Annotated in this window: 21 protein-coding genes; 12 read left to right on the top strand and 9 right to left on the bottom strand. The window is 70.6% G+C overall.

Features of this window, described 5'->3' with window-relative positions; all coding sequences use genetic code 11:
* Positions 1-9: 9 nt before the first annotated feature.
* Both ACZ7FF_RS18015 and ACZ7FF_RS18010 read right to left on the bottom strand, forming a co-directional pair.
* The gene (locus ACZ7FF_RS18015; RefSeq protein WP_470813181.1) at positions 10-1,359 is read right to left on the bottom strand and encodes an ABC transporter permease; all 1,350 of its coding nucleotides are present in this window, start codon (positions 1,357-1,359) and stop codon (positions 10-12) included.
* The gene (locus ACZ7FF_RS18010) at positions 1,356-2,300 is read right to left on the bottom strand and encodes an ABC transporter ATP-binding protein (protein ID WP_470813180.1); all 945 of its coding nucleotides are present in this window, start codon (positions 2,298-2,300) and stop codon (positions 1,356-1,358) included. Before ACZ7FF_RS18010 ends, ACZ7FF_RS18015 begins: the two co-directional genes overlap by 4 nt.
* Before the next feature lie 347 nt (positions 2,301-2,647).
* On the opposite strand from ACZ7FF_RS18010, the gene ACZ7FF_RS18005 reads away from it, so the two are divergent.
* Positions 2,648-4,663 (top strand): HelD family protein, encoded by a 2,016-nt coding sequence (locus tag ACZ7FF_RS18005; RefSeq protein ID WP_470813392.1) that lies wholly within the window; start codon positions 2,648-2,650, stop codon positions 4,661-4,663.
* Between the two features lie 276 nt (positions 4,664-4,939).
* Positions 4,940-5,365 (top strand): contact-dependent growth inhibition system immunity protein, encoded by a 426-nt coding sequence (locus tag ACZ7FF_RS18000; protein ID WP_470813179.1) that lies wholly within the window; start codon positions 4,940-4,942, stop codon positions 5,363-5,365.
* Between the two features lie 89 nt (positions 5,366-5,454).
* On the opposite strand, the gene ACZ7FF_RS17995 is transcribed toward ACZ7FF_RS18000, so the two are convergent.
* Positions 5,455-6,252 (bottom strand): hypothetical protein, encoded by a 798-nt coding sequence (locus ACZ7FF_RS17995; protein ID WP_470813178.1) that lies wholly within the window; start codon positions 6,250-6,252, stop codon positions 5,455-5,457.
* A gap of 314 nt (positions 6,253-6,566) precedes the next feature.
* Here ACZ7FF_RS17995 and ACZ7FF_RS17990 point away from each other — a divergent pair, with 314 nt between their 5' ends.
* Complete coding sequence (locus ACZ7FF_RS17990; protein WP_470813177.1) at positions 6,567-7,070, top strand: DUF3293 domain-containing protein; 504 nt, start codon at positions 6,567-6,569, stop codon at positions 7,068-7,070.
* 62 nt (positions 7,071-7,132) lie between these two features.
* On the top strand, positions 7,133-7,621 hold the full coding sequence (locus tag ACZ7FF_RS17985; RefSeq protein WP_470813176.1) for a GNAT family N-acetyltransferase: 489 nt from the start codon (positions 7,133-7,135) through the stop codon (positions 7,619-7,621).
* A gap of 102 nt (positions 7,622-7,723) precedes the next feature.
* On the opposite strand, the gene ACZ7FF_RS17980 is transcribed toward ACZ7FF_RS17985, so the two are convergent.
* The 3 genes from ACZ7FF_RS17980 to ACZ7FF_RS17970 form a co-directional block, all read right to left on the bottom strand.
* Complete coding sequence (locus ACZ7FF_RS17980; protein WP_470813175.1) at positions 7,724-8,260, bottom strand: DUF488 domain-containing protein; 537 nt, start codon at positions 8,258-8,260, stop codon at positions 7,724-7,726.
* 56 nt (positions 8,261-8,316) lie between these two features.
* Complete coding sequence (locus ACZ7FF_RS17975) at positions 8,317-8,532, bottom strand: hypervirulence associated TUDOR domain-containing protein (RefSeq protein ID WP_470813174.1); 216 nt, start codon at positions 8,530-8,532, stop codon at positions 8,317-8,319.
* Positions 8,533-8,982: 450 nt separating this feature from the next.
* The gene (locus ACZ7FF_RS17970; protein WP_470813173.1) at positions 8,983-9,912 is read right to left on the bottom strand and encodes an oxidoreductase; all 930 of its coding nucleotides are present in this window, start codon (positions 9,910-9,912) and stop codon (positions 8,983-8,985) included.
* Positions 9,913-10,890: 978 nt separating this feature from the next.
* Between ACZ7FF_RS17970 and ACZ7FF_RS17965 the strand changes: the two genes are divergently transcribed.
* Positions 10,891-12,189: a lanthionine synthetase LanC family protein gene (locus ACZ7FF_RS17965; protein ID WP_470813172.1), complete on the top strand. Its 1,299-nt coding sequence runs from the start codon at positions 10,891-10,893 to the stop codon at positions 12,187-12,189.
* 5 nt (positions 12,190-12,194) lie between these two features.
* On the opposite strand, the gene ACZ7FF_RS17960 is transcribed toward ACZ7FF_RS17965, so the two are convergent.
* Entirely contained in the window at positions 12,195-12,713 is a 519-nt protein-coding gene (locus ACZ7FF_RS17960; protein ID WP_470813171.1) for a hypothetical protein, read from the bottom strand.
* 169 nt (positions 12,714-12,882) lie between these two features.
* Between ACZ7FF_RS17960 and ACZ7FF_RS17955 the strand changes: the two genes are divergently transcribed.
* The gene (locus ACZ7FF_RS17955) at positions 12,883-13,344 is read left to right on the top strand and encodes a nuclear transport factor 2 family protein (RefSeq protein ID WP_470813170.1); all 462 of its coding nucleotides are present in this window, start codon (positions 12,883-12,885) and stop codon (positions 13,342-13,344) included.
* A gap of 188 nt (positions 13,345-13,532) precedes the next feature.
* On the top strand, positions 13,533-14,168 hold the full coding sequence (locus ACZ7FF_RS17950; protein WP_470813169.1) for a LuxR C-terminal-related transcriptional regulator: 636 nt from the start codon (positions 13,533-13,535) through the stop codon (positions 14,166-14,168).
* A 142-nt stretch (positions 14,169-14,310) separates the two neighbouring features.
* Here the strand turns inward: ACZ7FF_RS17950 and ACZ7FF_RS17945 are convergent, their stop codons facing one another.
* Positions 14,311-15,027 carry a hypothetical protein gene (locus tag ACZ7FF_RS17945; protein WP_470813168.1) on the bottom strand — a complete coding sequence of 239 codons (717 nt, stop codon included), beginning with the start codon at positions 15,025-15,027 and terminating at the stop codon, positions 14,311-14,313.
* 976 nt (positions 15,028-16,003) lie between these two features.
* On the opposite strand from ACZ7FF_RS17945, the gene ACZ7FF_RS17940 reads away from it, so the two are divergent.
* From ACZ7FF_RS17940 to ACZ7FF_RS17925, 4 genes are all read left to right on the top strand, one after another.
* Complete coding sequence (locus ACZ7FF_RS17940; RefSeq protein ID WP_470813167.1) at positions 16,004-17,173, top strand: sensor histidine kinase; 1,170 nt, start codon at positions 16,004-16,006, stop codon at positions 17,171-17,173.
* Positions 17,170-17,829 (top strand): response regulator, encoded by a 660-nt coding sequence (locus tag ACZ7FF_RS17935; RefSeq protein ID WP_470813166.1) that lies wholly within the window; start codon positions 17,170-17,172, stop codon positions 17,827-17,829. The genes ACZ7FF_RS17940 and ACZ7FF_RS17935 overlap by 4 nt, the downstream gene beginning before the upstream one ends.
* A gap of 116 nt (positions 17,830-17,945) precedes the next feature.
* Positions 17,946-18,584, top strand: a complete 639-nt coding sequence (locus tag ACZ7FF_RS17930; protein WP_470813165.1) for a GOLPH3/VPS74 family protein — start codon at positions 17,946-17,948, stop codon at positions 18,582-18,584.
* A gap of 15 nt (positions 18,585-18,599) precedes the next feature.
* Entirely contained in the window at positions 18,600-20,165 is a 1,566-nt protein-coding gene (locus ACZ7FF_RS17925) for a carboxylesterase/lipase family protein (RefSeq protein WP_470813164.1), read from the top strand.
* A 164-nt stretch (positions 20,166-20,329) separates the two neighbouring features.
* On the opposite strand, the gene ACZ7FF_RS17920 is transcribed toward ACZ7FF_RS17925, so the two are convergent.
* On the bottom strand, positions 20,330-21,223 hold the full coding sequence (locus tag ACZ7FF_RS17920) for a LysR family transcriptional regulator (protein ID WP_470813163.1): 894 nt from the start codon (positions 21,221-21,223) through the stop codon (positions 20,330-20,332).
* Between the two features lie 93 nt (positions 21,224-21,316).
* On the opposite strand from ACZ7FF_RS17920, the gene ACZ7FF_RS17915 reads away from it, so the two are divergent.
* Entirely contained in the window at positions 21,317-22,405 is a 1,089-nt protein-coding gene (locus ACZ7FF_RS17915) for an alcohol dehydrogenase catalytic domain-containing protein (protein ID WP_470813162.1), read from the top strand.
* The last annotated feature ends 335 nt before the right edge of the window (positions 22,406-22,740 follow it).

Below are 22,740 nucleotides of genomic sequence, written 5' to 3'. Positions count from 1 at the left end.
CTCTTCCCTTCAGTGGGTGTCGAGCAGTTCCACGTTGCCGTCGAACTGCCACAGCGGATTCGGGGCGTCACCGGTCGAAGTCCGCACCAGGAAGTAGCCGTTGACTTCCTTGGGACCGTCGCCGTCCGCCACGAACCGCCCGTCCGAGGTGATGTCGAGCTGGTAGACGGCCGTCCCCGTCACCGCGACACCGGGGAGATGCCAGCTCACGACGCAACGCCAGTCGTTGCCCGCCCCCTCCTGGGCGGCCTGGCCGTCGCTCTTGGTGCACGCCGCCGTGGCCCGCAACTCGGCCTCGGTCACGGCGGGCCGGTGGAGTTGCCGCGTCTGCAGGCGGTAGAGATGGGCGAACACCGTGGCCAGGGACTTCTGGACCTTGGCCTGTTCGATCCCGGAGGCCGTCGACGGGGTGGCCACGGCGACCACCGCGACGGTGGCGGCGGTCAGCGCGGCCAGCGGCAGCAGACCGACGGTGACCGCGCGGCGCCCGGAACCGTCGTAGACCGGGTTGGTGAAGTCCCGCCGTACGAACAGCACATAGGCCAGCGCGGTCGCGAGCACCGCCCACACCAGGCTGACCGCGACGCCGGTCAGCAGCGGGGCGAGCTGGGCCGGGCTGGTGAACAGGCCGTTCCAGGCGATGAACGCGTAGCCGGGCAGCGCGAGGCGCACCGCGACGGGCAGCGGCAGCATCTGGGTCACCTGCATCGCCAGCGCGACGACCGGGGGCAGCAGCAGCCCCATCGGGGACCGCCCCAGCGCGACGGAACCGAGCAGCCCGATCGCGGCGAGCGCCAGGGTCGGGGCGAGGGCCGCGGCCCACGCGAGCAGGACCCGGCCGGCCGCGTCCCCCGGCGTGAGCAGATGGCCGTCGAGGCCGACCAGCGGCTGGTCGCCGACCGACACGAGGCCGCCGACCGCGCTGGAACAGGCCAGCCCGGCCACCAGCAGCAGGATGACGGTGAGGCTGGCCAGCGCCTTCGCGGCGAAGATCCGCCGGGCCGACCGTACGACCACGAGCAGATGGCGCCAGGTACCCAGCCGGTCCTCGGAGGCGAACACGTCGCCGGCCACCACCGAGGTCAGCAGCGGCAGCGCCCAGGTGCCCGCGAAACCGAGCATCACCAGCGGACCGGCCCACCCGGTGGCGTGCATCCAGCGGCCGAAGAGGGTGTCCGCGGGGAGCGTGCTCTGCCGGCTCACCCCGGCGACGAAGAGCGCCGGCGCGATCCAGCAGGCGAGGACCAGCAGGCGGATCCGCCACTGCGAGACCAGCTTGACCATTTCGAAGCGGTAGCCGCGCGGAACGGAGACGGCCCTGGAGCCGACGACGTCGGCCTCGACGACGGTCGCGGTCATCGGCCGGCCTCCTGCTGCTGTTCGGTGAGGGCGAGGAACGCGGTCTCCAACGGCGACACCACGGGCGCGAGTTCGCGCACCGCGACGCCCGACCGCACGAGCCGCACCACCAGTTCGTCGAGGGCGGGCACCAGCGCGCGCACGACGACGATGTCGGTGTCACGCCTGGCCGCGCTGTTGTCGACGACCCGGACCCCGTCCGTGTCGTCGGCGAGCCTCCGCGCGGTCCCCGGGTCGGAGGTGAGCAGCCGGTAGTCGAGTTCACGGTTCTCGGCGGCCAGCTTGTTCAGCGGGCCGGTGAAGACGATCCGGCCGGTGGCGAGGATGGTGACCTCCGAGCACAGTGCCTCGAGGTCGTCCATGCGGTGGCTCGAGAGCACCACGGCGGTGCCGTCCGCCGCCAGCCCGGTGAGAACCCGGTGCACATGTCTCTTGCCCGCCGGGTCCAGGCCGTTGGCCGGTTCGTCGAGCACGAGCAGCCGGGGCCTGGTGATCAGTGCGGCGGCGAGCCCGAGCCGCTGGCGCATGCCGAGGGAGAAGCCGCGGACCCGGTCGTCGGCCACATCGGTGAGCCCGACCTCCTGGAGTACGTCGTCGATCCCCGCCGTCCGCGCGTCCCGGCCGCGGAGGGCGGCCAGCGCGGCCAGGTTCTGCCTGGCGGTGAGCGAGGGATAGAGCCCGGGCCCGTCCACGAAACCGGAGACTCCGCCGGGAGCGGCGAGCGCCCGGCCCACCGGCGTGCCCAGGATCTCCAGAGTGCCGCTGTCGGCGGCGGCGAGGCCCAGCAGGAGGCCGAGCAGTGTCGTCTTGCCGGCCCCGTTCGGTCCGACCAGACCGTGGATCTGCCCCTGTGTCACATCCAGGTCGATGCCGTCGAGTGCCACGACGTCGCCGAAGCACTTCGTGATCCCGCGAGCCCGGACTGCGAGGACTGCCTCCATGAACCCCCTCCTTCGAACCGTCATGGACCGTAGGCGGGCGACCAAGAACCTTGGCAGGGGGACGAGTTGAACGTTCCGGGAACGGGCAGCGACCAGGATCGAAAGCGCTTCCGCCCGCCCGGGCCTGCGAATCTCCGGCCGGCACCCGGTCTGAGCAGGGGGATGAGTGACCGTGCGGTCCCACCGCGGACCCCCGGAGGGCGGAAACGTCCGGGTAAGTCAAGCCTTACTTTTGTGCAAATCGGGCTTCATAGTGGAGGGCCGACCCGGGAGGAGGCCGTCTTTTGTCGCCGGTCAACGAGGACGCCGCAGGTCAGATTGCGGTGGAGCAGACCCATGTATCCGCCATGTACAAGCTGCTGGACGAACGGCTCGCGGATGCGCGGGCACAACTGACGGAGGTCCTGCGGACACCCGCCGACAGTGCGGGCGAGGTGTACGCGCGCGACGTCACCGCCGATCAGCTGACACGGCAGCTGCGAAGGCTCGACGGAGCCGAGGAGGCGCTGGCCTTCGGCCGCATCGACGGCGAGGACGGCACCGCCCTGCACGTCGGCAGGCTCGGCCTGCACAGGGACGACCGCGACCTCCCGCTGCTCGTCGACTGGCGTGCGGAGGCCGCACGCCCCTTCTACGCGGCGACGGCGGTCCATCCCATGGGCCTGCGACGGCGCAGGCACCTGCGCGTCGAGGGCCGCGAGGTCCGCGCCGTGAGCGACGAACTGCTGGACGGCTCCGCCCCCGTGCCCGGCGACGTCGTCGGTGACGGCCCCTTGCTCCAGGCCCTGGAGGGACGGCGCACCGGGCGCATGCGTGCGGCGGTGGCGACCCTCCAGGCGGAACAGGACGCGATCGTCCGGTCCTCGCACCGCGGCGTGACGGTGGTCCAGGGCGGCCCCGGCACCGGCAAGACCGTCGTCGCACTGCACCGCGCGGCGTACGTCCTGTACGCGTTCCCACGAGCCGCCGAGCGCGGCGTCCTGGTGCTCGGGCCGAACGCACGGTTCCTCGACTACGTCTCCCAGGTGCTGCCCTCGCTCGGGGAGAACGACGTTCTGCTGGCGACGTGCGGCGAGCTGGCCGGAGTCCCCTCGGCCGCCGCCGCGCCCTCCGACGCGGCCCGGATCAAGGGGAGTTCCGCGCTGGCCGAGGCACTGGCGGCTCTGGTGCGCTCCCGGCAGGCGCCGGACGGAGACTTCTCCGTGCGCATCGGACAGGGCCGCGTCCGCCTGGAGCGCGCGGATGTCGCGGAGGCACGGCACACGGCCATGACGAGCGGTCTCCCGCACAACCGCGCGCGGGAGGTGTTCAAGGAGTACCTGATCGATGCGGTCACGGACGCGGTGGAACGCGGCACCGCCGAAGCCCTCGACCGCATCGACGCCGAGGTCGAACGCGCAACCGGCCTGAACCTGGACGCCGTGGCCCGGGCCGACCTGCAGGCCCTCGGATTCGACGGTACGACGGCGAGCGACACGGCCCAGGAGTTCGATGCGGAAGCCCTTCGGGCCGACCTTGCGGACGACGCCCACGTGGACCGGGCCGTGGAGGCCCTATGGCCCCGGCTGACCCCCGAGGCCGTCGTACGGTCCCTGCTGGCCGACGCCCGCATGCTGCACACGTTGCTGCCGTCGCTGAGCAGCGAGGAGCGGGCCCGGCTGCTGAGCCCTCCGGACGCCCCGTGGACCGACGCCGACACACCGCTGCTGGACGAGGCGGCAAGCCTCGTGGAGGGGCCGCCGGAGCGGATCTTCGGGCACGTCGTCGTCGACGAGGCCCAGGAACTCACGGCCATGCAGTGGCGCATGGTCCTGCGCCGGTGCCCGGCCAGGTCGATGACGCTGGTGGGCGACTTCGCCCAGGCCGGCCCCGCGACCACGGCGAGCGACTGGCCCGACGCCCTGGGCCCGCACGTCGGCACCAGGTTCACCCTCCACACCCTGACGGTCAGCTACCGCACCACCGAGGAGATCCTGGCGACCACCCACGACCTGCTCACGAGGATCGCTCCCGGCCGCGCACCGAGCCGGTCCATCCGCCACGGCGAGCGGCCCCGCAGCCGCACCGCGTCCCCTTCGTCCCTCGTCACCACCGTCACCGACGAGGCCCGAGCCCAGGCCGAGACCCACCCGTCCGAACTGCTCGCGGTGATCTGCGCGGACGCCAGAGTCGGCGACATGACCTCCGCCGGCATCACCCGGTGGGCCCGCCTCGTCCCGGCCTCCGAGGCCCGCGGCCTGGAGTTCGACGCGGTCATCGTCGCCGCCCCCGAGGAGATCGCCACGGCCCGCCCCAGCGGGGAACGGGACCTGTACGTCGCCCTGACACGCGCGACGAAGAGGCTGTGCACGATCGACACTTGACAGGTGGACACCGCCGTAGGGGGTCCACGGAGACGGCAGGATCCGAACCTGCGTGGCCCCCTGGGGGTCCGGACCGCTATCAACCAGTCCTGATCCGCGACCGGTCAGTCGTGCGAGCCGGAATCCGACGGTGGTGCCTGAACGATGAAGAACAGGAAGCAGGGTTTGGTCGACAGATCGTGGACGTCGTCGGGGAACAGCTCACGGGCCGTCCTGAAATGCGCCCCGTCGGCCCTGAAGACCGGCCGCAGCCGGCCGAGGGCCGAGAATGGTGCGATGGACCGTCTGCTGCACCTGGACCGCACGCTCGACGAGTCGGACCCGCCCCGTTGGCCTCCTCCCGCTGCCGACGCGACCCACTTGGTTCGCAAGGTGCACGGGCTGCCCAGCGTTCCGCTGGGCGCACTCGGTCCGGCGGATCTGCGCACGCTCATCTCACAGCAGGTGGCCCTGCCCCACGTCCTTCCCCTCGCGGTGCGCCTGCTGCTCGACGATCCGCTGCTGGACGCGTACTTCTACGAGGGAGACCTGCTGCTCGCCGCCATCGGCGCCCCGGCTTCCGCCTGGTCCCTGCTCCCGGACCTCGCCGAGCGGCTGCGCACCGCGATCACGAACCTGCCGGAGGCAGCCCTCGCCGACCTGCCCCGTGGTGCCACCGAGGAACTCACCCGCTTCGTGGAGGGGCCTCAGGCGCCTCGCTGACAGCGGCCGCAGCCGGACGGGACCGCAGACGTCGTCACAGGCAGTCGCTCCGCGACAACCGTCGGCCGACGCGCCGTCCGCGGGACCGCTCAGTCGACTTCCCGGTAGCTCATGAACCAGTGCGTGTCGAAGTAGCGGGCCATGGTGAACCGATGGTGCGGGTCGATGAGGATGCGGCAGACGAACTCCGCTGCCCGGGAGTCGAAAGGGACTTCCTCGCCGTCGAAGGAGTGGACCACGACGCGCCAGCGGTCGGGGTCGTCGCCCTCGGTCCTCCAGCAGTACAGGTCCTCGTGCTCGGTCCCCGCCCAGATGAGCAGACCGTCCTCCTTGAAGTGCGTCCCCGGCTCCTGGTCCAGGTCCAGATACCCGTCGAAGGCGCCCTCGCCGAACATCTCGACCATGCGCTTGTAGTCGCTGGGCAGCGCGGTGCCCAGGCGGGACTCCACCCCCGCCCAGTCCACGTCCGGCCGCTCGTCGGGCCGCGTCCAGCCGGTGATCCGTCTGAGCCGCTCCGTCCAGTCGACGTCCTCGCCCGGAGCGACCGCCAGGAGCTCTGGCACCTCCCTGCGAGCGACCACCAGGACCGGGCGCTCGACGCCCTCGGCGTCCCGCGCCCTGCCCGCGCCGATCCACTGATCCCCGTAGGCCCACGCCCGTATCGCCACCGCCCGGTGCTCGAAGGGGACGAGGAGAGCCGCGCCGCTGGACTCGTCGACCGTCGGATCGGTGAAGCCGTCGAGGACGAGAGTGCGCGGGGCGCCGTACCTGCCGCCGAGCAAATCGGTGAGGCCCTGCGGGTCCAGATCGCCGGGGAGGTACATGTGGCCGTCCCCCGGGCCGAGTTGGGCGAGCAGGTCGTTCACGGTCGCTTGCGTGAGATCCATGGCGCCCAGTGAAGCGCACCGCACTGACAATGGACGTGCTCACGGCTGGGGAGCACCTTGGACTGTCGCTGCCGCGTCGGGAGATCGGACTGGGGCTGCCGCCCGGGGTGCACCTGCCCTCGCCGGCGTGAACCGCTAGCAGCGGGGGCGCTTCCCACGCACCTCACGCAACATCTTCAGAACCCCTTGCTTCGATGTCGCGATCATGAAACCTTACGGTCTGGCCCGACCCGGCCGAGTGCGACCGGGTCGGGGACAAGCACTGATCTCCCTGCACGAGCTGTAAGGGGGTCTTCGTTCCACAGGAGGCCCTTGTGCACATCATCGACGCAGCCGTCACGCCCCGTAACTGGGATCTTTACCGGTCCGCGGTCGTCGAGATCCGGTTCCAGGACCGGACCGTTCGTGTCGAACCGCGTCCTTCGGGCACGACCGAGGGTTCCTTCCCGCAACCGGCCGGCGGTGCCACCGTCCATGTGATCACCGCCTGGAATCCCCTGGGCCGTACCGCGTCCGCGGACCGCAACGCCCGTGCGCACCGCCTCTTGCTCGAAGAGATCCACCGCAGGGGCCTCACCTGGTGGTCCGCGGAGGGCGGCGACATGCACGGCACGCACAGCGAGGAGAGCGTCGCCGTCGTCGGCCTGAGCGACACTGCCGCGCGTGACCTGGGCCGCGGCTTCGGACAGGACGCGATCTTCGCCTGGACTCCCGGCGCCTGGGGTCTCCTCGCGTGCGACACCGACGCCGCGTCGGTGAGCGGGTGGGCGGCGTTTGGGAGGGGGGTGTCCAGGACTCCTGCGCCGCAACGTCCGTGATCTTCACGGACGGCATCCGACCCGCCGCACGAAGGCACTCCCCGGTGCGCGATACTCTCCCGATGAGTTCACGCACTTCCCGGATCAGTCAGCCGATTACGATACGGAGGGCCGTCGCGCGGGATGCCAAGCGGCTGACGCGGCTCGTGCGTGGCTCAAGCGCCTACGAGGGTAAGTACGCAGCCGCAGTCGCGGGCTACCGGGTCGGTCCTGATTACATCGAGGCCCACCGCACCTTCGTGGCTGTCGAGGCCGACGATCATGGAGGCCGGGTCCTCGGGTTCTACTCGCTCCTCCTCGCTCCGCCGGAGCTCGACCTGCTGTTCGTCGCCGATGAAGCGCAGGGGCGGGGTATTGGACGACTGCTCGTCGCGCACATGCAGTCCGAGGCGCGTGCCGCCGGGCTCGACCGTGTCAAGGTCGTGTCGCATGTTCCCGCCGAGGACTTCTACCACCGCGTCGGCGCGGTGCGCACCGGGGTCGCGCTCGCGAACCCGCCCGCAGTGCCGTGGGACCGTCCGGAATTCGAGTTTCGCATTCCTCCGGAATGACGCGGTGTGCCGGTTCGCAGGGCACCGGCTTCGCCTGCCTGGATGTCGGCGATGGAAGCCGGCCGCGCCGAGTGCGCGGCAGGAACTGAGCCCCTGCACGGCTCATCTTGTCGTGTCGGTGGGCGGGTAGGTCAGGTGTCCGTCCTGGACGCGGGCGTGCGGATTCAGCGTGGCGGGCTTGTCCGTCGTGGCCGACATGATGTGCACCACCTCCGTGCCCCCGACGATCAACGCGTCGGTGATCAGCCTGCGATGACAACGCCACGGCACGGCCTCGCTGCACATGATCACCGGCCGTCCGTCTTCAGCGAGTCCGAGCAAGTCGTCCAGTCCCTCCGCGAATCCTTCGCTCGCCATGTAGTCGGCGTAATCACGGAACGCTTTGACCTGCCACGCGCCGTTCGCGCTCGGAACCCCCGCAGGGGTGTGCCGTCGACCGCCCAATTTCGGGTTCCATCGATATTCGATGTCCGCGGGAAGCGCATCGATGATCGCCGGCTGGTTCCACTGCGGAAACTTCCGTGACGAAGGAAACGAGCGCACGTCGACGAGGTGGGTTGTCTCATGGTTGCGCAACATCGTGAGAAGTTCGTCGAAGTCGCGCGTCGAATGCCCCACCGTGTAGACGCGGTTCGCCATCCTGCCACCTCGACCAGTTCGCCGACACTTCAAGCCGTCTTTCTCGGCCGCGCGATTCAGTGCTGCAGTTTCGTCGGTGCGCCACCCTTGTGCAGGGCGATGTGATCGGTCTTGTCGCTCTTGATCTCGTATTGTGGCTCGCTTTCAGTGGCGTGACGTACATGGCCTTTGTAATCCACATCACCGGTGTGCTTCTTGATGATGACACCCTCGACGTGTCCGGCTTCGGAATTCCATCGGACGTGATCCCCGACAGTGAATTTCTCGGTCATTCCGGTCCTCTTTCCGGCCCAGCGCATGGTTCATCGACCGTCTCGGTCCGTGTACCACGAGGCCGCCCACGGCACACCGGGACCCAGGGAGGAACTGTGCGGGGCACTTCGCGCCGAGCCGTTCTGGTCGACCGATGAAGAATTTCGCTTCCCGCCTGCTTCCGTCACTGAAAGATCACCGACATGGCCCTCCGTATCGACCGGATCCTCGGTGACCGGCCCTTCGCCGAGGTCGGTGAACCCGCGCTCGCCGCCGCGGCCTGTTGGCGGTGGCCGGTGTGCGCGACTTCGACAGCCCCGCGCCGGTCGGCGTCTACAGCACCGCTGATCTGTCCTGCCGCGCGCTCCTCCGTTCGCACCACCCCGTGCACGCGATGGCCTTCCACCCCACGGATCCCCTCCTCCTCGTCGGAACCGGACGCTACGACGGCGGCTACTTCTTCGAAGGGCTCATCGGCCGTCGTCCGCAGGCGCCCAGGCGGTGCTCTCGCCCGGCCCGTCGAGGACGGCCAGGTCCTCCTCCGTCAGGCGCAGGGTCCCGGCGGCGATGTTCTCCGCGAGGTGCGCCGGGTTCGTGGTGCCGGGAATGGCCAGCACGTGAGGACCGCGATGGAGGGTCCAGGCAAGCCGGACCTGGGCGGGCGTCGCAAGGTGGGCCAGCGCCACGGAGCGCACGCGCGCGTCGTGTTCTTGAACCGCGGCCGCCTCGCGGCGCAGGCCGGCGACGGCGAAGTACGGGACGAAGGCGATGCCCTGTTCCCGGCACAGGTCGACCAGTCCGCTCTCGTCGGCGCGGCGCCAGTCGAGGCCGTAGGAGTTCTGCACGCAGACCACGGGTGCGATCGCCTGGGCCTCGGCCACGTGTTCCGGGCGGATGTTCGACAGTCCGAGGTGCCGGATGAGGCCCGCCTGGCGCAGGTCGGCGAGGACACCGAAGTGTTCGCCGATCGATGCCATGTCGGGCCCGTTGCGGCGCAGGTTCACCACGTCCAGGTGGTCCCGGCCGAGCTGGCGAAGGTTCTCCTCGACCCGGCCGCGCAGTTGCTCGGGGCGAGCCATGGCGAGCCACTCCCCGGAGGCATCGCGCGCCGGGCCGACCTTGGTCGTCACGACCACGTCGCCGTGCCACGACGAGAGGGCGCGGTTGATGAGCTCGTTCGCGGAACGCAGCGGCGAGAAGTAGAAGGCGGCGGTGTCGATGTGGTTGACGCCCTGCTCGAACGCGCTGTGCAGCAGGGCGACGGCGGCATCGCGGTCGATCGGCGTTCCGTCGGAGTTCCCCATCATGCCGTTGCCCGTCAGCCGCATCGCGCCGTAGCCGATGCGGTTCACCTCCAGGTCCCCGAGCTTCCAGGTCCCTGCCGCCGCCGCTGTGCTCACCGTTCTCCTTCACCCGTGGGTTGGTCAGGTCCTGGAGTATGGGCCCCCGGTGGTGTGTGGGGACAGGCGGACGGGCTGGGTGAAAGGTCACAACCTCATCGGGAACTCACGTGCCCCGCGCGGCCGTTGGACCTACTGAGAAAGCGCTCGTTGAGCCGCGGTCAGCACCACCGCCAGGCCCGTTGGACGACGGGCGTTCCCCGCCTGGGTGGCTGATCGGGCGTGTGGGAGCTGCTGGGACAGACGGTCATGGTCCCAGGACTCGCCTCAACTCGCCTCGCCACCATGGCTGATCAAGACTGTCGGCCGGTATGACCTGCGCTTTCGCCAGGATCTTCCTGTCGAGGGCCCACACGAGGGCGCGCAACTCGCGTGCGCTCTTCCGGGGCAGCGCGTGAAGCATGGTTTCGAGGTGCCCGCGGAAGTCCACGCCGTAGCACCCGCACCCAAGGATGCCGCAATCATCACCGGAGAATGCGTCCGCGAGTTGCCGGAGAGGGCCGTGCGCAAGGGCCTTCCAGTGCCAGAACGCTTCCTCCGTGGCTTCGGGCCAGAAGCGGGTCCGCTCCAGTCGACGCAGGTCGGCCGCGCAAGAACTGGTGAGGCGGTCGATGATCGGATACTGCCGCCGCCTGTGGGAGCGGGCGGGGAGATCGCCCCGCAGGGATGACGGGCGCCTACGCGGCATTGTCCCTTCGGTTGTCGGTCATGGAGGCAAAGTACAGAGCGACGTGCCCCGGTGGCCAGCGGGTATCCGAAGCCGAACCTGTGAGCCCTGGAAGTCGCGATCATGCGGGCGCGGCTTGGCCGTTGAACCAGGTGAACCGACTGGTCACGGTCCTGAGGTGGCTTGTGCTTCGACTGTGGTTGCCCGTTGTCCCCTGCTCGCTCCGGCGCGGTCGTGGCGCGACGGGGGAGGGGCCGTAGGAGCGCCATCGCCCTCTGGGCGGGTCCGGAAGATCATGCGAGAGTGGGCCCATGACGGCAGCGGAAGCGACGGGCGTGGCGGTCGACGAGGTCGAGGGGCTCGCGGTGGACGGGCTGCGGTGGCTGACCGGGGCGGCGCGGGAAACCCCTGGAGGAGGCCTCGCCTGGACGACGAGGCCCTCGGACGACGAACTCAACCCGACGCTGTACAGCGGGACGGCCGGGAACATCCCCGTGCTCCTGGAGGCATGGCGACACCTGGGCGACGACTCCTACGCCGACGCCGCTCTGCGCGCGGCCCGCAGCCTCACGGATGCCGTCGACGGCATCGACGACGACTCCCTCTACTTCGGCCGCACCGGAATCGCGCTCGCCCTGCGGATCCTTCACGAGGAACTCGGCGACGCGGCCTCCGGCACAGCCGCCGACCGCGCGTTGCGGCTGGTGCGGTCACGCTTCGACGGCGCCCGCTGGGGTGAACTGTTCGAGCTGATGGGCGGCAACGCGGGGATCGGCCTCGGGGCGCTCCTCGCCGGCGACGCCGAACTGGCCGTCCTTGCCGCGGAGCCGTACCTGCGAACGGCGGAGCAGACCCCGGCGGGTGTCCACTGGCCGCACCGCACCGGTGTCGACTCCCGGCTGCACCACATCTCGCACGGCACGCTCGGTATCGTCCTGGCGCTCGCCCGGGTCGGCCGGGCGACCGGTCGTGCGGATCTGTTCGAACTGGCGCTGGCCGGTGCCGCGGACGTCGTGGCGCGGGACGAGGCGGGGCCGGGGGGCTTCCTGGTGCCGCACTCCACCCCGCAGTACCGCCCCGATGTGATCGAGCCGGTCAGCTACGGCTGGTGTCACGGCCCGGCCGGCGACGCCCAGGTCTTCCGGCTGCTGCGGGACCTCACGGCCGACGCCGCATGGCCCGCCCTCGCCGACCGCTGCTGGCACACGGTCACCCGCTCCGGCCTGCCCCAGCGGCTGCGCCCGGGCTTCTGGGACAACAACGGGCGTTGTTGCGGGACCGCAGGCGTCCTCGCTCTGGCCTGTGACCGGATCGCCGAGGAGCAGGATGGCCACGACTTCGCTCGCGTCCTCGTCTCGGACCTGGCAGCCCGTGCGATTCGGGACGGTGACGGCGCTCGCTGGTCGAACTTCGATCACCGGGCCACCCCGGGCGACCTGGAACCGTGCACCGGCTGGGCGATGGGCAACGCGGGCGTCGTCCGGGAACTGCTGCGCTTCGTACGGTTGAGCCGCGGGGACGATCCCCGATATGCGGTCGCCTGGCCGGACCAGCCCACGGTGTCCACTGACGCCACGATCCACCCGTGTGACGTCGACGCCGTGTCGTGACGGGATCAGCCCTCTTCGTCCTCCAGCCCGCCGACCACGTCTCCAATGGTGACGCGTAGGTCATGCATGCCCTGCAGGATGTCGATGAGGGCTTCCTCCGCTCCGCCCAGGGCCTGGCGGGTCCCCTCGACATCACCGCGGTCCGCATGCAACTGGGCACCGAGCGCGTACACCGCCGTCATGGCGGCCGCGAAACAGGCCTCCCTGCCCGGGGGCAGGTCCTCCGCATCGGGCGCGACCTGCATCGCAGTGCGGTGCAGCCTGTTCGTCAGGACGTTGACCGCAAGTCCGGTGTCGGGGCCCACCTGCTCCGACCAGCCAAGCAGCGTGTCGAGGACGTCCTCGATCTCCTCTTCCTCGGTCAACCGGGTCGCGACGGTGATTTCCAGTTCCGTCTTCGCCAGCAGACTCCCCAGCAGCCGCAGCCGGTCCTCTGCCTGCGGCTCCTCGGGCCGTGCCGACGGATCGGCGACCGGCTCGACGCCGAGAGCGACCAATGCGGCATGGACCTGTTCAGCGGTCACTGGATTTTCGCTATTCATGCTCACGCCTTCAGCTTCACCCTACAAAGACGCTACCGCTGTCCGCACACACCGACAGGATGAAAAAGCAGGTGACAGGTCACGCCGATCTTCCGTTCGCCGAGTCGGGCGGGCTTGACCTCAAGTTAACTTGAGGTAGGAAGCTCTGACCATGACCACACAGACGGATCACACAGAGATCAGCATGCTCGTCGACCGGTTTTTCCGCGCGCTGGACGGACGGAAGTTCTCGGCAGACTGGGGTCGCGACTTCCTGACGGAGGACGCGCGTATGGAGACGCCTTTGGGGCCGTCCCGCGGGGCCGAAGCGATTCGTGCCACCGAGGAGGCGCTCGGGCGCTACGACCGCACGCAGCACATCGCCTCCGGAATCATCACCGAAGCGGATTCTGGCGCCCAGCGGGCCACCGCCTCGTGGAACGCCCTGATGACCCACGTCCATCATGACGCCTCACTCCAGAAGCGCGGCGACGGGGCCGACCCCCTCTTCACCGTGGGCGGCCGCTTCGAGGCGGACCTCCGTCGCACCCTCGACGGCTGGCGATTCAGCCGCATCGTGGTCCGGCCGACCTGGACGAAAGGGCAGCCGCCGCTGGGCGTCGACGCGCGATGACTGCTGGCGGATCCCAGGAGCACCGTGGTTCGTACGGGGGCTCTCGTCGTCCGACCTTCCTCGTCCGGGTCAGCCGGGGTGCCGGCTCACACGGCAGGGGCGAGTCTGGGATCAGACGGCGGCAGGCGCCGGCCGTCTGATCCGCTGCGTGATGCGTTCAGCGGTTTCCGGCTGAGCTGGAGCGTTCGATGCGATCCTCACCGACGTGTGTGGCCGTCGTCTGTGACTGGGCGTTGCTGCGACCTGGTCTCACCCAGGCGATCGACGCCCAGCCAGATCTGCGGGTCACGACGTTCGTCGGCGGTGTCGATGACCTGACTCGCGAGCTGAATGACGCAGAAGTCATCGTGCTGGTCAACTTGCAGGTATCTGAACAGGCGGCGTTCGAACAGGTCGCACGGCTGTACCGCCAGGGGTACGCGGTCATCGTGCTGTCGACCTCGGGGGCGCAGTCCGATGCCGTCCCGTGCATCAAGGCCGGTGCCCGGGGCTACCTGAGCCGGCAAGCCGAGGAGTCCGAGTTGGCGACGGCCATCCGCGCCGTCGCCTCGGGACGGAGTTACTTCGGCGCCAGTCTCGCCGGTCAGAGCCTGCCGGTACCGCCTCCGCATATCACTTACCGCGAGAGGCAGATCTTGCAGCTCGTTGCGAACGGCGCGACCGATCGCGAGATCGCCAACAAGTTGAACATCACTGAAAACACGGTTCATACGCACCTGGAGAGGTTGCGCAAAAAGAGCGGGTTTCATCGTAGGGCCGACCTCACTCGCTTGGCCCTTCAATATGGTGTGTTGGAAGATCACTCGCCGGAGGATCCCGGATAGGCGTTGATCTGGCATCTCTTACGATCTCGCGCCATAGCGTGGGTGCCCGCCCGGCCTGCGGCCCGCCGGGAAACGTGACATCACCTCGCAGAGGTGGCTACCTCTGCGAGGTGATGAGTTCCATCCAGCGATCAGCCCTCCGTCATCCGCCGGTGGTGGTGCCGGGCTGACCTGTGGTCGTGCCGGGGGTGGTGCCGGGCTGACCGGTCGTGGTGCCGGGGCTGGTGCCGGGCTGGCCCGTAGTGGTGCCGGGTTGGCCGCCGGTCGTGGTGCCGGGGTTGTTGCCGGGCTGACCGGTCGTGGTGCCGGGGTTGTTGCCGGGCTGACCGGTGGTCGTGCCGGGGTTGTTGCCGGGCTGACCGGTGGTCGTGCCGGGGTTGTTGCCGGGCTGACCGGTGGTCGTGCCGGGGTTGTTCCCGGGCTGGCCCGTGGTGGATCCGGGGGTCGTGCCGGGCTGGCCGGTCGTGGATCCGGGGGTGGTGCCGGGCTGGCCGGTCGTGGATCCGGGGGTGGTACCGGGCTGGCCGGTCGTGGATCCGGGGGTGGTACCGGGTTGGCCCGTGGTGGAGCCGGGGGGCGTGCCGGGCTGGCCCGTCGTGGAGCCGGGGGTGGTACCGGGCTGACCGGTCGTGGTGCCGGGTTTCGTGCCGGGCTGGCCCGGTGTGGTGCCCGGCTGGTTGGTGGTGGTGTTGCCCTGGGCGTTGCCCTGGCCGCCCTGCGTGCTGCCTTGGGCGTTGCCCTGGCCGCCCTGCGTGCTGCCCTGAGTGTTCCCCTGGCCGCCGATCTGGGTGCCACCGATGGTGTTGCCCTGTCCCCCGTTTATGGTGTTGTTGACGATGTTCGTGACGTTGTTCGTCACTTGGTTGACCACGGATGGCGGCAATCCGAGCTTTTGTGCTTCCGCTTGTGCCGCCTGGCGCCCTATTTGGGCTGCCTGCTGCTGGGAAGCACCGCCTCGAACTGCCTGTGCTGCCGCTGCTGCCCCTTTTGCGGTCGCAGCTGCGGCACCGGGTGAGGATGCCGTTCCGCCCGCTCCGCCCGATCCGGGCGGCAGGCATTGAATTCGCCCTATGGAGACCGGAAGGCCGCCGGTGATGGCGCTTCGGATATCGCCCTTGGGTCCTGCGGAGACGCGGGCAATGGATGCACCGTTGCGCGTGATGTTGTAGTTCCGGTTGGGAGTGAAGCCGCTGCCACTTATCACTCCACCTTGTACGCTGCATGCTGCTGAGGGAGACGTTGGAGCGGCGAAAGCCTGGGAGGTTGGAATGAGGCCGATGGTTGGCCCTGCGGACACCGCCGCCGCTATCGCGGCCGCCAAAATTCCGTTTCTCATCGACTTCTCTCTTCCAGCGTGGGTGGGTCGGATAGGCTCGTCCCATGCATCGGATAGTTGATCCAAGAAAAATCGGAAACTGTGCGTCATGCGTCCATGGCAACGAGTCCTGGAAACTTGAATGCAGGCGAGGCGACTCCATCCCGATGCTTGCCCCGCGTGTCGACCGAGTCAACTCGAATCCCGCGTCGAAGAGACTTCAACTATTCCCGTGTGTCGACAGAAAGACCCACCTGGCGGCCGTACGAACCTCGCAGGTCCCCAGTGGTTGAACTGGGGAGTTTGCTGCCGGGAGGCAAAGACTCACGCCGGTTCACATCTGAACTAGGGGCGTCCTTGTGGGTGGAACCGGCTACAAACGTCGCGATCTCCCGACGAGCAATTCCGCGAGGCGCAGTGACCGTCTGTGACCGACCTGTCCGTCGCCCCCGCCTCGGTGGTCATCGCGCACCCGGTGATTCTGAACGGCCTCGCTCGCGTCGCTGGATAAGGTCGGGGTGTGGACCGCAGCACCGGACAGCCGGACGACGTGTTCGTCGGGGAAGAGCGGAGCGAGGTGCCGCCCCGGGTGGCCCGGGCGCTGTGGTGGGGGTCGGCCGGTCTGGTGCTCCTGGTCCTGGGCACCTCGGTGCTCGTGGCGGGCGCGGGGCACGGCGGGCGCCTGCCGGTGGCCCTGGCCCTGGTCCTCGCACAGACCTGTGCCCTGAGGTGGCAGGTGCGGGCCCCGGTCGCCGTACTGGCCGCGAACGCGGTGACGGGGCTCGCGGTGTGGGCGCTGCTGCCCGCGGTGTCCTTGACGGGGGCGCTGCTCGCGGCGCAGGTCACGCTGTGCGTGCTGTCGGCCACCAGACCACGACGGGTGTCGGTGTCGGCGCTCGCGGCCATGTGCCTGCCGTCGCCGCTGGCATTCGTTGCGGGCGGCCCCGCGGGCCTGACCGTCTACCTGCTGACGGTGGTCCTGGCGTGGACGGCGGGGCAGTGGCGCAGGGCGCAGCAGGCACGCACGAGGGCGGAAATGCGCCGGGCCGTGATGGAGGAGCGTGCGCGGATCGCCCGCGAGGTTCATGACGTCGTGGCGCACACCCTGTCGGTGATGGTCGTCCAGGCGGGCGCGGCCGACGACGTGTTCACCGAACGACCCGACCAGGCCCGGCAGGCGCTTCGCGCCATAGAGACGGGAGCTCGCTCGGCGCTCGGCGAACTGCGCCTGCTGCTCCGTGCGTTCCGGCCCGAGGCGGGGGAGGCCGGCACCGGTGAGCAGCGGGAGCCGGGGCCCTCGCTCGCGCGTCTGGACGAGCTGGCCGACAGCGTGCGCGCCACCGGTCTGACCGTGCACCTGCGCCGCGAGGGCCCCACCGACGGGCTGCCGGCCGCGGTGGAACTGGCGGCCTACCGGATCGTCCAGGAGGCCCTCACCAACACGCTGCGCCACGCGGCAGGCGCCGACGAGGTGAGCGTGCGCGTGACGGCGGAAAGGGAGTGCGTGAAGATCAAGGTGGTCGACAACGGCCGTACGTCGCAGGGGGGTTCGGCCGCGGCGGGAGCGGGACGCGGTCTTGTGGGGATGCGGGAGCGCGCACGGCTCGTGGGCGGCAGCCTTCGCGCAGGCCCGTTGCCCGGGGGAGGGTTCGAGGTGGCGGCGCAGCTGCCGGTGGAGCGCGCCTCATGACGCTGCGCGTGGTGGTGGCCGACGACCAGGCCCTGGTCCGTACCGGATTCCGCATGATCATCGACGCTCGGGACGACCTCGACGTGGTCGGTGAGGCGGCCGACGGCCAGGAGGCGGTACGTCTGACGCGGGAGCTGGCGCCCGACGTGGTGCTGATGGACGTCCGCATGCCCGTCCTCGACGGCATCGAGGCGACCCGGCAGATCGCGGAGTGCGGCAGCGGGGCCCGGGTGCTCGTGCTGACCACCTGGGACGTGGACGCGCACGTGGTCGCCGCCCTGCGGGCCGGGGCGAGCGGGTTCCTGCTGAAGGACATCCGTCCCACCGAACTCGTCGACGCGATCCGCCTCACCGCACGGGGCGACGCGCTGCTGGCGCCGACCGTGCTGAGCCGTGTCCTCGACCAGTTCCTGCGCTGCACCCCCGACCCGGCGCCGCCGCCCTCCCTGCAGGGCCTGTCCGGCCGCGAGCGGGAGGTGCTCACCCTGATCGGGCAGGCGCTGTCGAACGCGGAGATCGCCGATCGGCTGCGTCTGTCGGAGGCCACCGTCAAGAACCATGTCACCGCGGTGCTGCGCAAACTGGGCCTGCGCGACCGCGTCCAGGCCGTCGTGGCCGCCTACGACCACGGCCTGGTGCACCCGCGCCGCCCCTGAAGGCCACCGCCTCATCCTCAAGGAGGAGACCGGGGCCGCGATCCTCCTGCGTTCCCAGCGCCGGTCCGTTCCCTCGGCCGATCCCCGGGTGGGGCACCCGGCCATAGCGTCGAAGTGTGATCGACGACCTTTCCTGCCTCATGTATCTGCTCGCCCACGACGACGCGGCCGAAGGCCCGTACGACCGTTCCCGTGCGGAGCTGCTGGTCCGTGCCGCCGCCCTGGTCGACCTCGCGCTGCGGGGCAGGCTGGGGGAGGACCGCGGCACGGTCACCGTGTCCGGCTCCCAGCCGACCGGTGACCCCGTCCTGGACGGCGTTCTGCGCGATGCCGCCGCCGGACACGGCTGGAAGCACCTCATGCGCCGCCACCGCAAGCGGACCCTGACGGAGGTGGAGGCCCGGCTCGCCGCCGCGGGACTCCTCACCGTGCACGAACCCCGCACCCCCTTCGGCTCGCGGCGGCTGACCGTGACGGACCGCTCGGTGCCCGCCGCGCTGCACGCCCGCGTCTCCGCGGCGCTGCACGGAGCCGGGCCCGTTCGGGAGATCCCCGCAGCCGACGCCGCGCTGCTGGCGCTGGCCGCCGCCGGCGGGGTCCACTCCGTCGTCTCCCGGCAGGACCACAAGGCCTTTCAGACCCGCATCGACGCCTGCACGGGGACTCTCGCCGCCCTCGCGCCCGGCCTGGAGAAAGCAGTCCGCGCCCTGCCGATGACCATGATCGCCGCACAGGGCGGCATGGGCGGCAGCTGACCGAACGGGGAGAAGATGATCACGCGTCGCGTCCTGACCACCGTGGGCTGCGCCCTGACCGCCGTACTCGCGACGGCCTGGTCCGCGCCACCACCGACACAGCCCGCACGCCCTGCCGCCGCCACGACGGTACGCACCCACGACGGACCGGTGCGGGGCGCTGCCCACGACGGCTACCGCACCTTCGAGGGCATCCCCTACGCGGCGCCCCCGGTCGGCAGGCTCCGCTGGGCACCGCCCCACCGGCCGGCCCCCTGGTCCGGGGTGCGGGACGCGACCCGGCCCGCGAGCGCCTGCCCACAGCCGGCCGGCGAGGTGCCCGGCGGCAGCACCGACGAGGACTGCCTCCACCTGAACGTCACGACGCCCGACGGCGCCGGACCGGCACGCCTCCGCCCGGTGATCGTGTGGGTGCACGGCGGCGGCTTCACCACCGGGGCGGGCAGCTCGTACGACGCCCACCGCATGGCCACCCGCGGCGACATCGTGGTCGTCACCGTCGACTACCGTCTCGGTGCCCTCGGTTTCCTCGCGCACGACGCACTGCCCGGCTCCGGCACCTTCGGCCTGGCCGACCAGCAGGCGGCGCTGCGCTGGGTCCGCGCCGAGATCGGCGCCTTCGGCGGCGACCCGCACAATGTGACGCTGGCCGGCGAGTCGGCCGGTGGCTACAGCGTCTGCGCCCAGCTCGCCTCACCCACCGCCGCGGGGCTCTTCAGCCGCGCGATCGTCGAAAGCGGGCCGTGCACGGGACGCCCCGACCGTCCGTTCGCCCCGTTCTCCGTTCCCCTGTCCTCCGCCCGCGCCGCGGGCGCGGACCTCGCGGCAAAGGCCGGCTGCGGCTCCGCCGACGACGTCCTGGCATGCCTGCGGCGCGTGGACGTCAAGCGTCTGATCGCGGCCCAGGACACCGATCAACAGCCCGCGCACAGCACTCCGTTGCTGCCCCGCGACCCCGCGACGGCGATCGCTGCCGGCCACTTCCACCATGTCCCTGTGCTGATCGGCAACAACCACGACGAGGGCAACGGCTGGGCCGCCGGGATCATCCAGGCCGGCCATCCCGTCACCTCCGGCACCTGGCCGGACGTCGTCGCCGCCTTCTTCCCCGCCCCGGGGCGGGCGGAGGCGATCGTCCGCGAGTATCCGGTGCACGACACCGACGGAGGACCGGTGTTCGGCGCGGTCGTCGGCGACGCCGACTTCGCCTGCCCGACGGCGCGCACCGGCAGCCTGCTCGCCGCCCATGTGCCGGTCTGGCGCTACGAGTTCGCCGACGAGCACGCCCCGCCGCTCACCCCGGGCACGCCGCCCTTCCCGCTCGGCGCACCGCACGCGAGTGAGCTGCCCTATCTGTTCGACCTGGGCGGCCGCCCCCGCGACCTGACCGCGGCACAGCACCGACTGGCCGACACCATGATCGGCTACTGGGCCCGCTTCGCCCGCACCGCCGACCCGAACGGCCCGGCGTCGCCTCATTGGTCCCGGCGGACGGTGCTGTCCCTGGCGCCGGACCACATCGTCCCCACACGCACGGTGCGGGCCCGCCACCACTGCACGTTCTGGAACACCGTCGGGTGACCGCGGGCCCCGGACGACGAAGAGCATCGGCCGGAGCCGGAACAGGTGCGGGTGTTCTGTCCCGCGGACAGCCTCGTCACGTCACCCGAGGACAGCGCGGACCGGTGCCCGGCAGGCCTCGGAGACCGTGATGGTCTGGTGCCTCGGCTGCCCGGCGCCACGCGTCAGGCGAGCGGGGCGAGCGCCCGTGTCACAGCGGAGACTCCGGGGGTCGGCCGGCCGGGAAGCCGGGCCACGAGAATCCGCCGCACCTCTGGTGGCACCCCCTCCACACGCAGCAGGCTCACGCCGTGCGGCAGCAGTGCCGACATGCGGGACGGGACCGTCGTCACGCCGAAGCCACCGGCGACCAGCTGCAGTTTCGTCAGCCAGTCGCTCGTGGTGTGGACGATGCGTGGCCGCCCGGGCAGGCCGGGCCAGACGCCGAGCAGAGGCTCGGTACTCGATGACGCGGCGGCGATCCAGGGCGCGTCGACGAGCTCGTCGACGTGCACCGCGCCACGGCCGGAGAAGAGGCCGGTCGTCGGCGCCCCCACGAGCAGTTCGGTGTCCTCGACCGTTTCGATGTGCAGCCGTGGGGACTCGCCGTCGGACGGCCGGTGCGGCGGGCGGGAGGTCAGCACGGCGACATCGATCGAGCCCGCCCGCAGGGCCCGGATCAGAGCGGGCGTGGTGCCCTCACGCGTCGTGACCGTGATGTGCGGACCGGCCGCCGCCAGCCGTGTGAGCACACCGGGCAGGAGCGCCGCCCCGGCGATGGGGAACATTCCCACCCGCACCAGTTCTACCTGCGGGACCGATCCGCTGAGCTCGTGCTCGGCCGCCTCGACGGAGTCCAGGATCGTCCGAGCGTGCCGCAGCAGGGTCAGACCGGCGGGGGTGAGCAGCACCCCGTCGAAGCGGCGCTCGAACAGCACGGCGCCCGCGCTCCGTTCGAGCGCCGCTGCCTGACGCGAGACCGCCGACTGGGTGTAGCCGAGCTGGGAGGCCGCCGCGGTGAAGCTCCCCGACTCGGCGACCTGTCGCAGCACCCGCAGAGCCGTACTGGAGAAGTCCATGCGCACTACGCATACCAGATATGCCACATCCTCGCTTGGCGCATGCCTTGCAGGCTCCTAGCCTCGAAGACGGACGATCAAGGAGGCCGAAAGATGCGAGCTGCAGTCCTGACGAAGTTCGGTGCCCCGCTCACCGTGCAGGAGATACCCGATCCCGAGGCAGGCGGCGGTGAGGTCCTGGTACAGGTCCTGGCGGCCGGCGTCGCGCCGTACGCCGACGAGGTCTTCAGCGGCCGGCGGAACTATCCGCTCGAACCCCCCGTGGTCCCGGGTACTGGTGGCGTGGGACGGGTCGTCGGCGTCGGACCGGACGCCACCCGGCTGCGCGTCGGTGACCTGGTGTGGTGCGACTGCACGGTCCGCTCCCGCGACGACGCTCTGATCCCCGACATCATGCTGCAGGGCTGGAGCTCCCGCGGCGACGGCGGCGCCAGGCTCGCGCGGCACCTGCACGAGGGGGCGTTCGCCGAACTCATGCGGGTACCCACGGAGAACGTCTACCCGCTGCCCGTGGAAGCGGAGAGCGACCCGGCGCGCTGGTCCTCGCTCGGTGTGTACGTGATCCCCTACGGAGGGCTCCTGGCCGGCGGCCTCCAAGCGGGTGAGACGCTGCTCGTCAGCGGTGCCACCGGCAATCTGGGCAGCGCCGCGGTCGCCGTGGCGCTCGCCATGGGCGCCGGTCGCGTGGTCGCGCCCGGCCGCAACCGTGCCGTGCTCGACCTCCTCGCCGACCGGTTCGGCCCCCGCGTGCGCCCGGTTCAGCTGACCGAGGACGAATCCGCCGACCACCTCGCCATGTCCGCGGCCGCGGAAGGCCCGATCGACATGGTGATCGACCTGCTCCCGCCCGCCGCGCCCAGCTCGGTGGCGCGGACGGCGGCCATGACCGTCCGCGAGAGCGGCCGGGTCGTCCTCATGGGCGGCGTCGGCATGCTCGGCGGCGCGGAATTCGCCCTGCCCTACCCGTGGATCATGCGCAACTCCGTCACCGTGCGCGGACAGTGGATGTACCCACGCTCGGCGAACGTCGGCATGATCCGACTCGTGGCGTCCCGTGCGCTGGATCTCGATCCCGAACACGTCCGGGCGTTCCCGCTCGACGAGGCCGACGAAGCCGTCGAGTACGCCGCCGCGCACGGCGGCCCGTTCGACCGTACCGTCCTCACGCCTTCCGCCGGCTGATGGGCGTACACCTGTACCGAGACGACCTGACGCAAACGGACTTACAAAGGCCGCTACTCGGCTCAACTCCGTTGAAGCGGTGGCGGATGGTTCGACGGCGGAACGTCAGGGGTCATCGCGACCCTCGGCGGGCGCTCGGAGCGTTGTATGGTTACCGCGTTCGTGTGCAGGCGTCGAGGATCGAGGAGGTGGGGTTGATGACCGCGCTAAGGGCCACCGTGCGCAGCGCCCGGGTCTCCCTCACGTCCCGGGCCGTGGCCTGACCTTCCCACCCGCCCTCGCCGAGAGCGTGAGCTCGCCGGGCAACCACACGAACCTCCTCTGAAACGGATCTT

Source organism: Streptomyces sp. NPDC037126, assembly GCF_055605965.1.
Note: the sequence above shows the minus strand (reverse complement) of the source record. Positions and strands in the feature narration are given on the sequence as shown.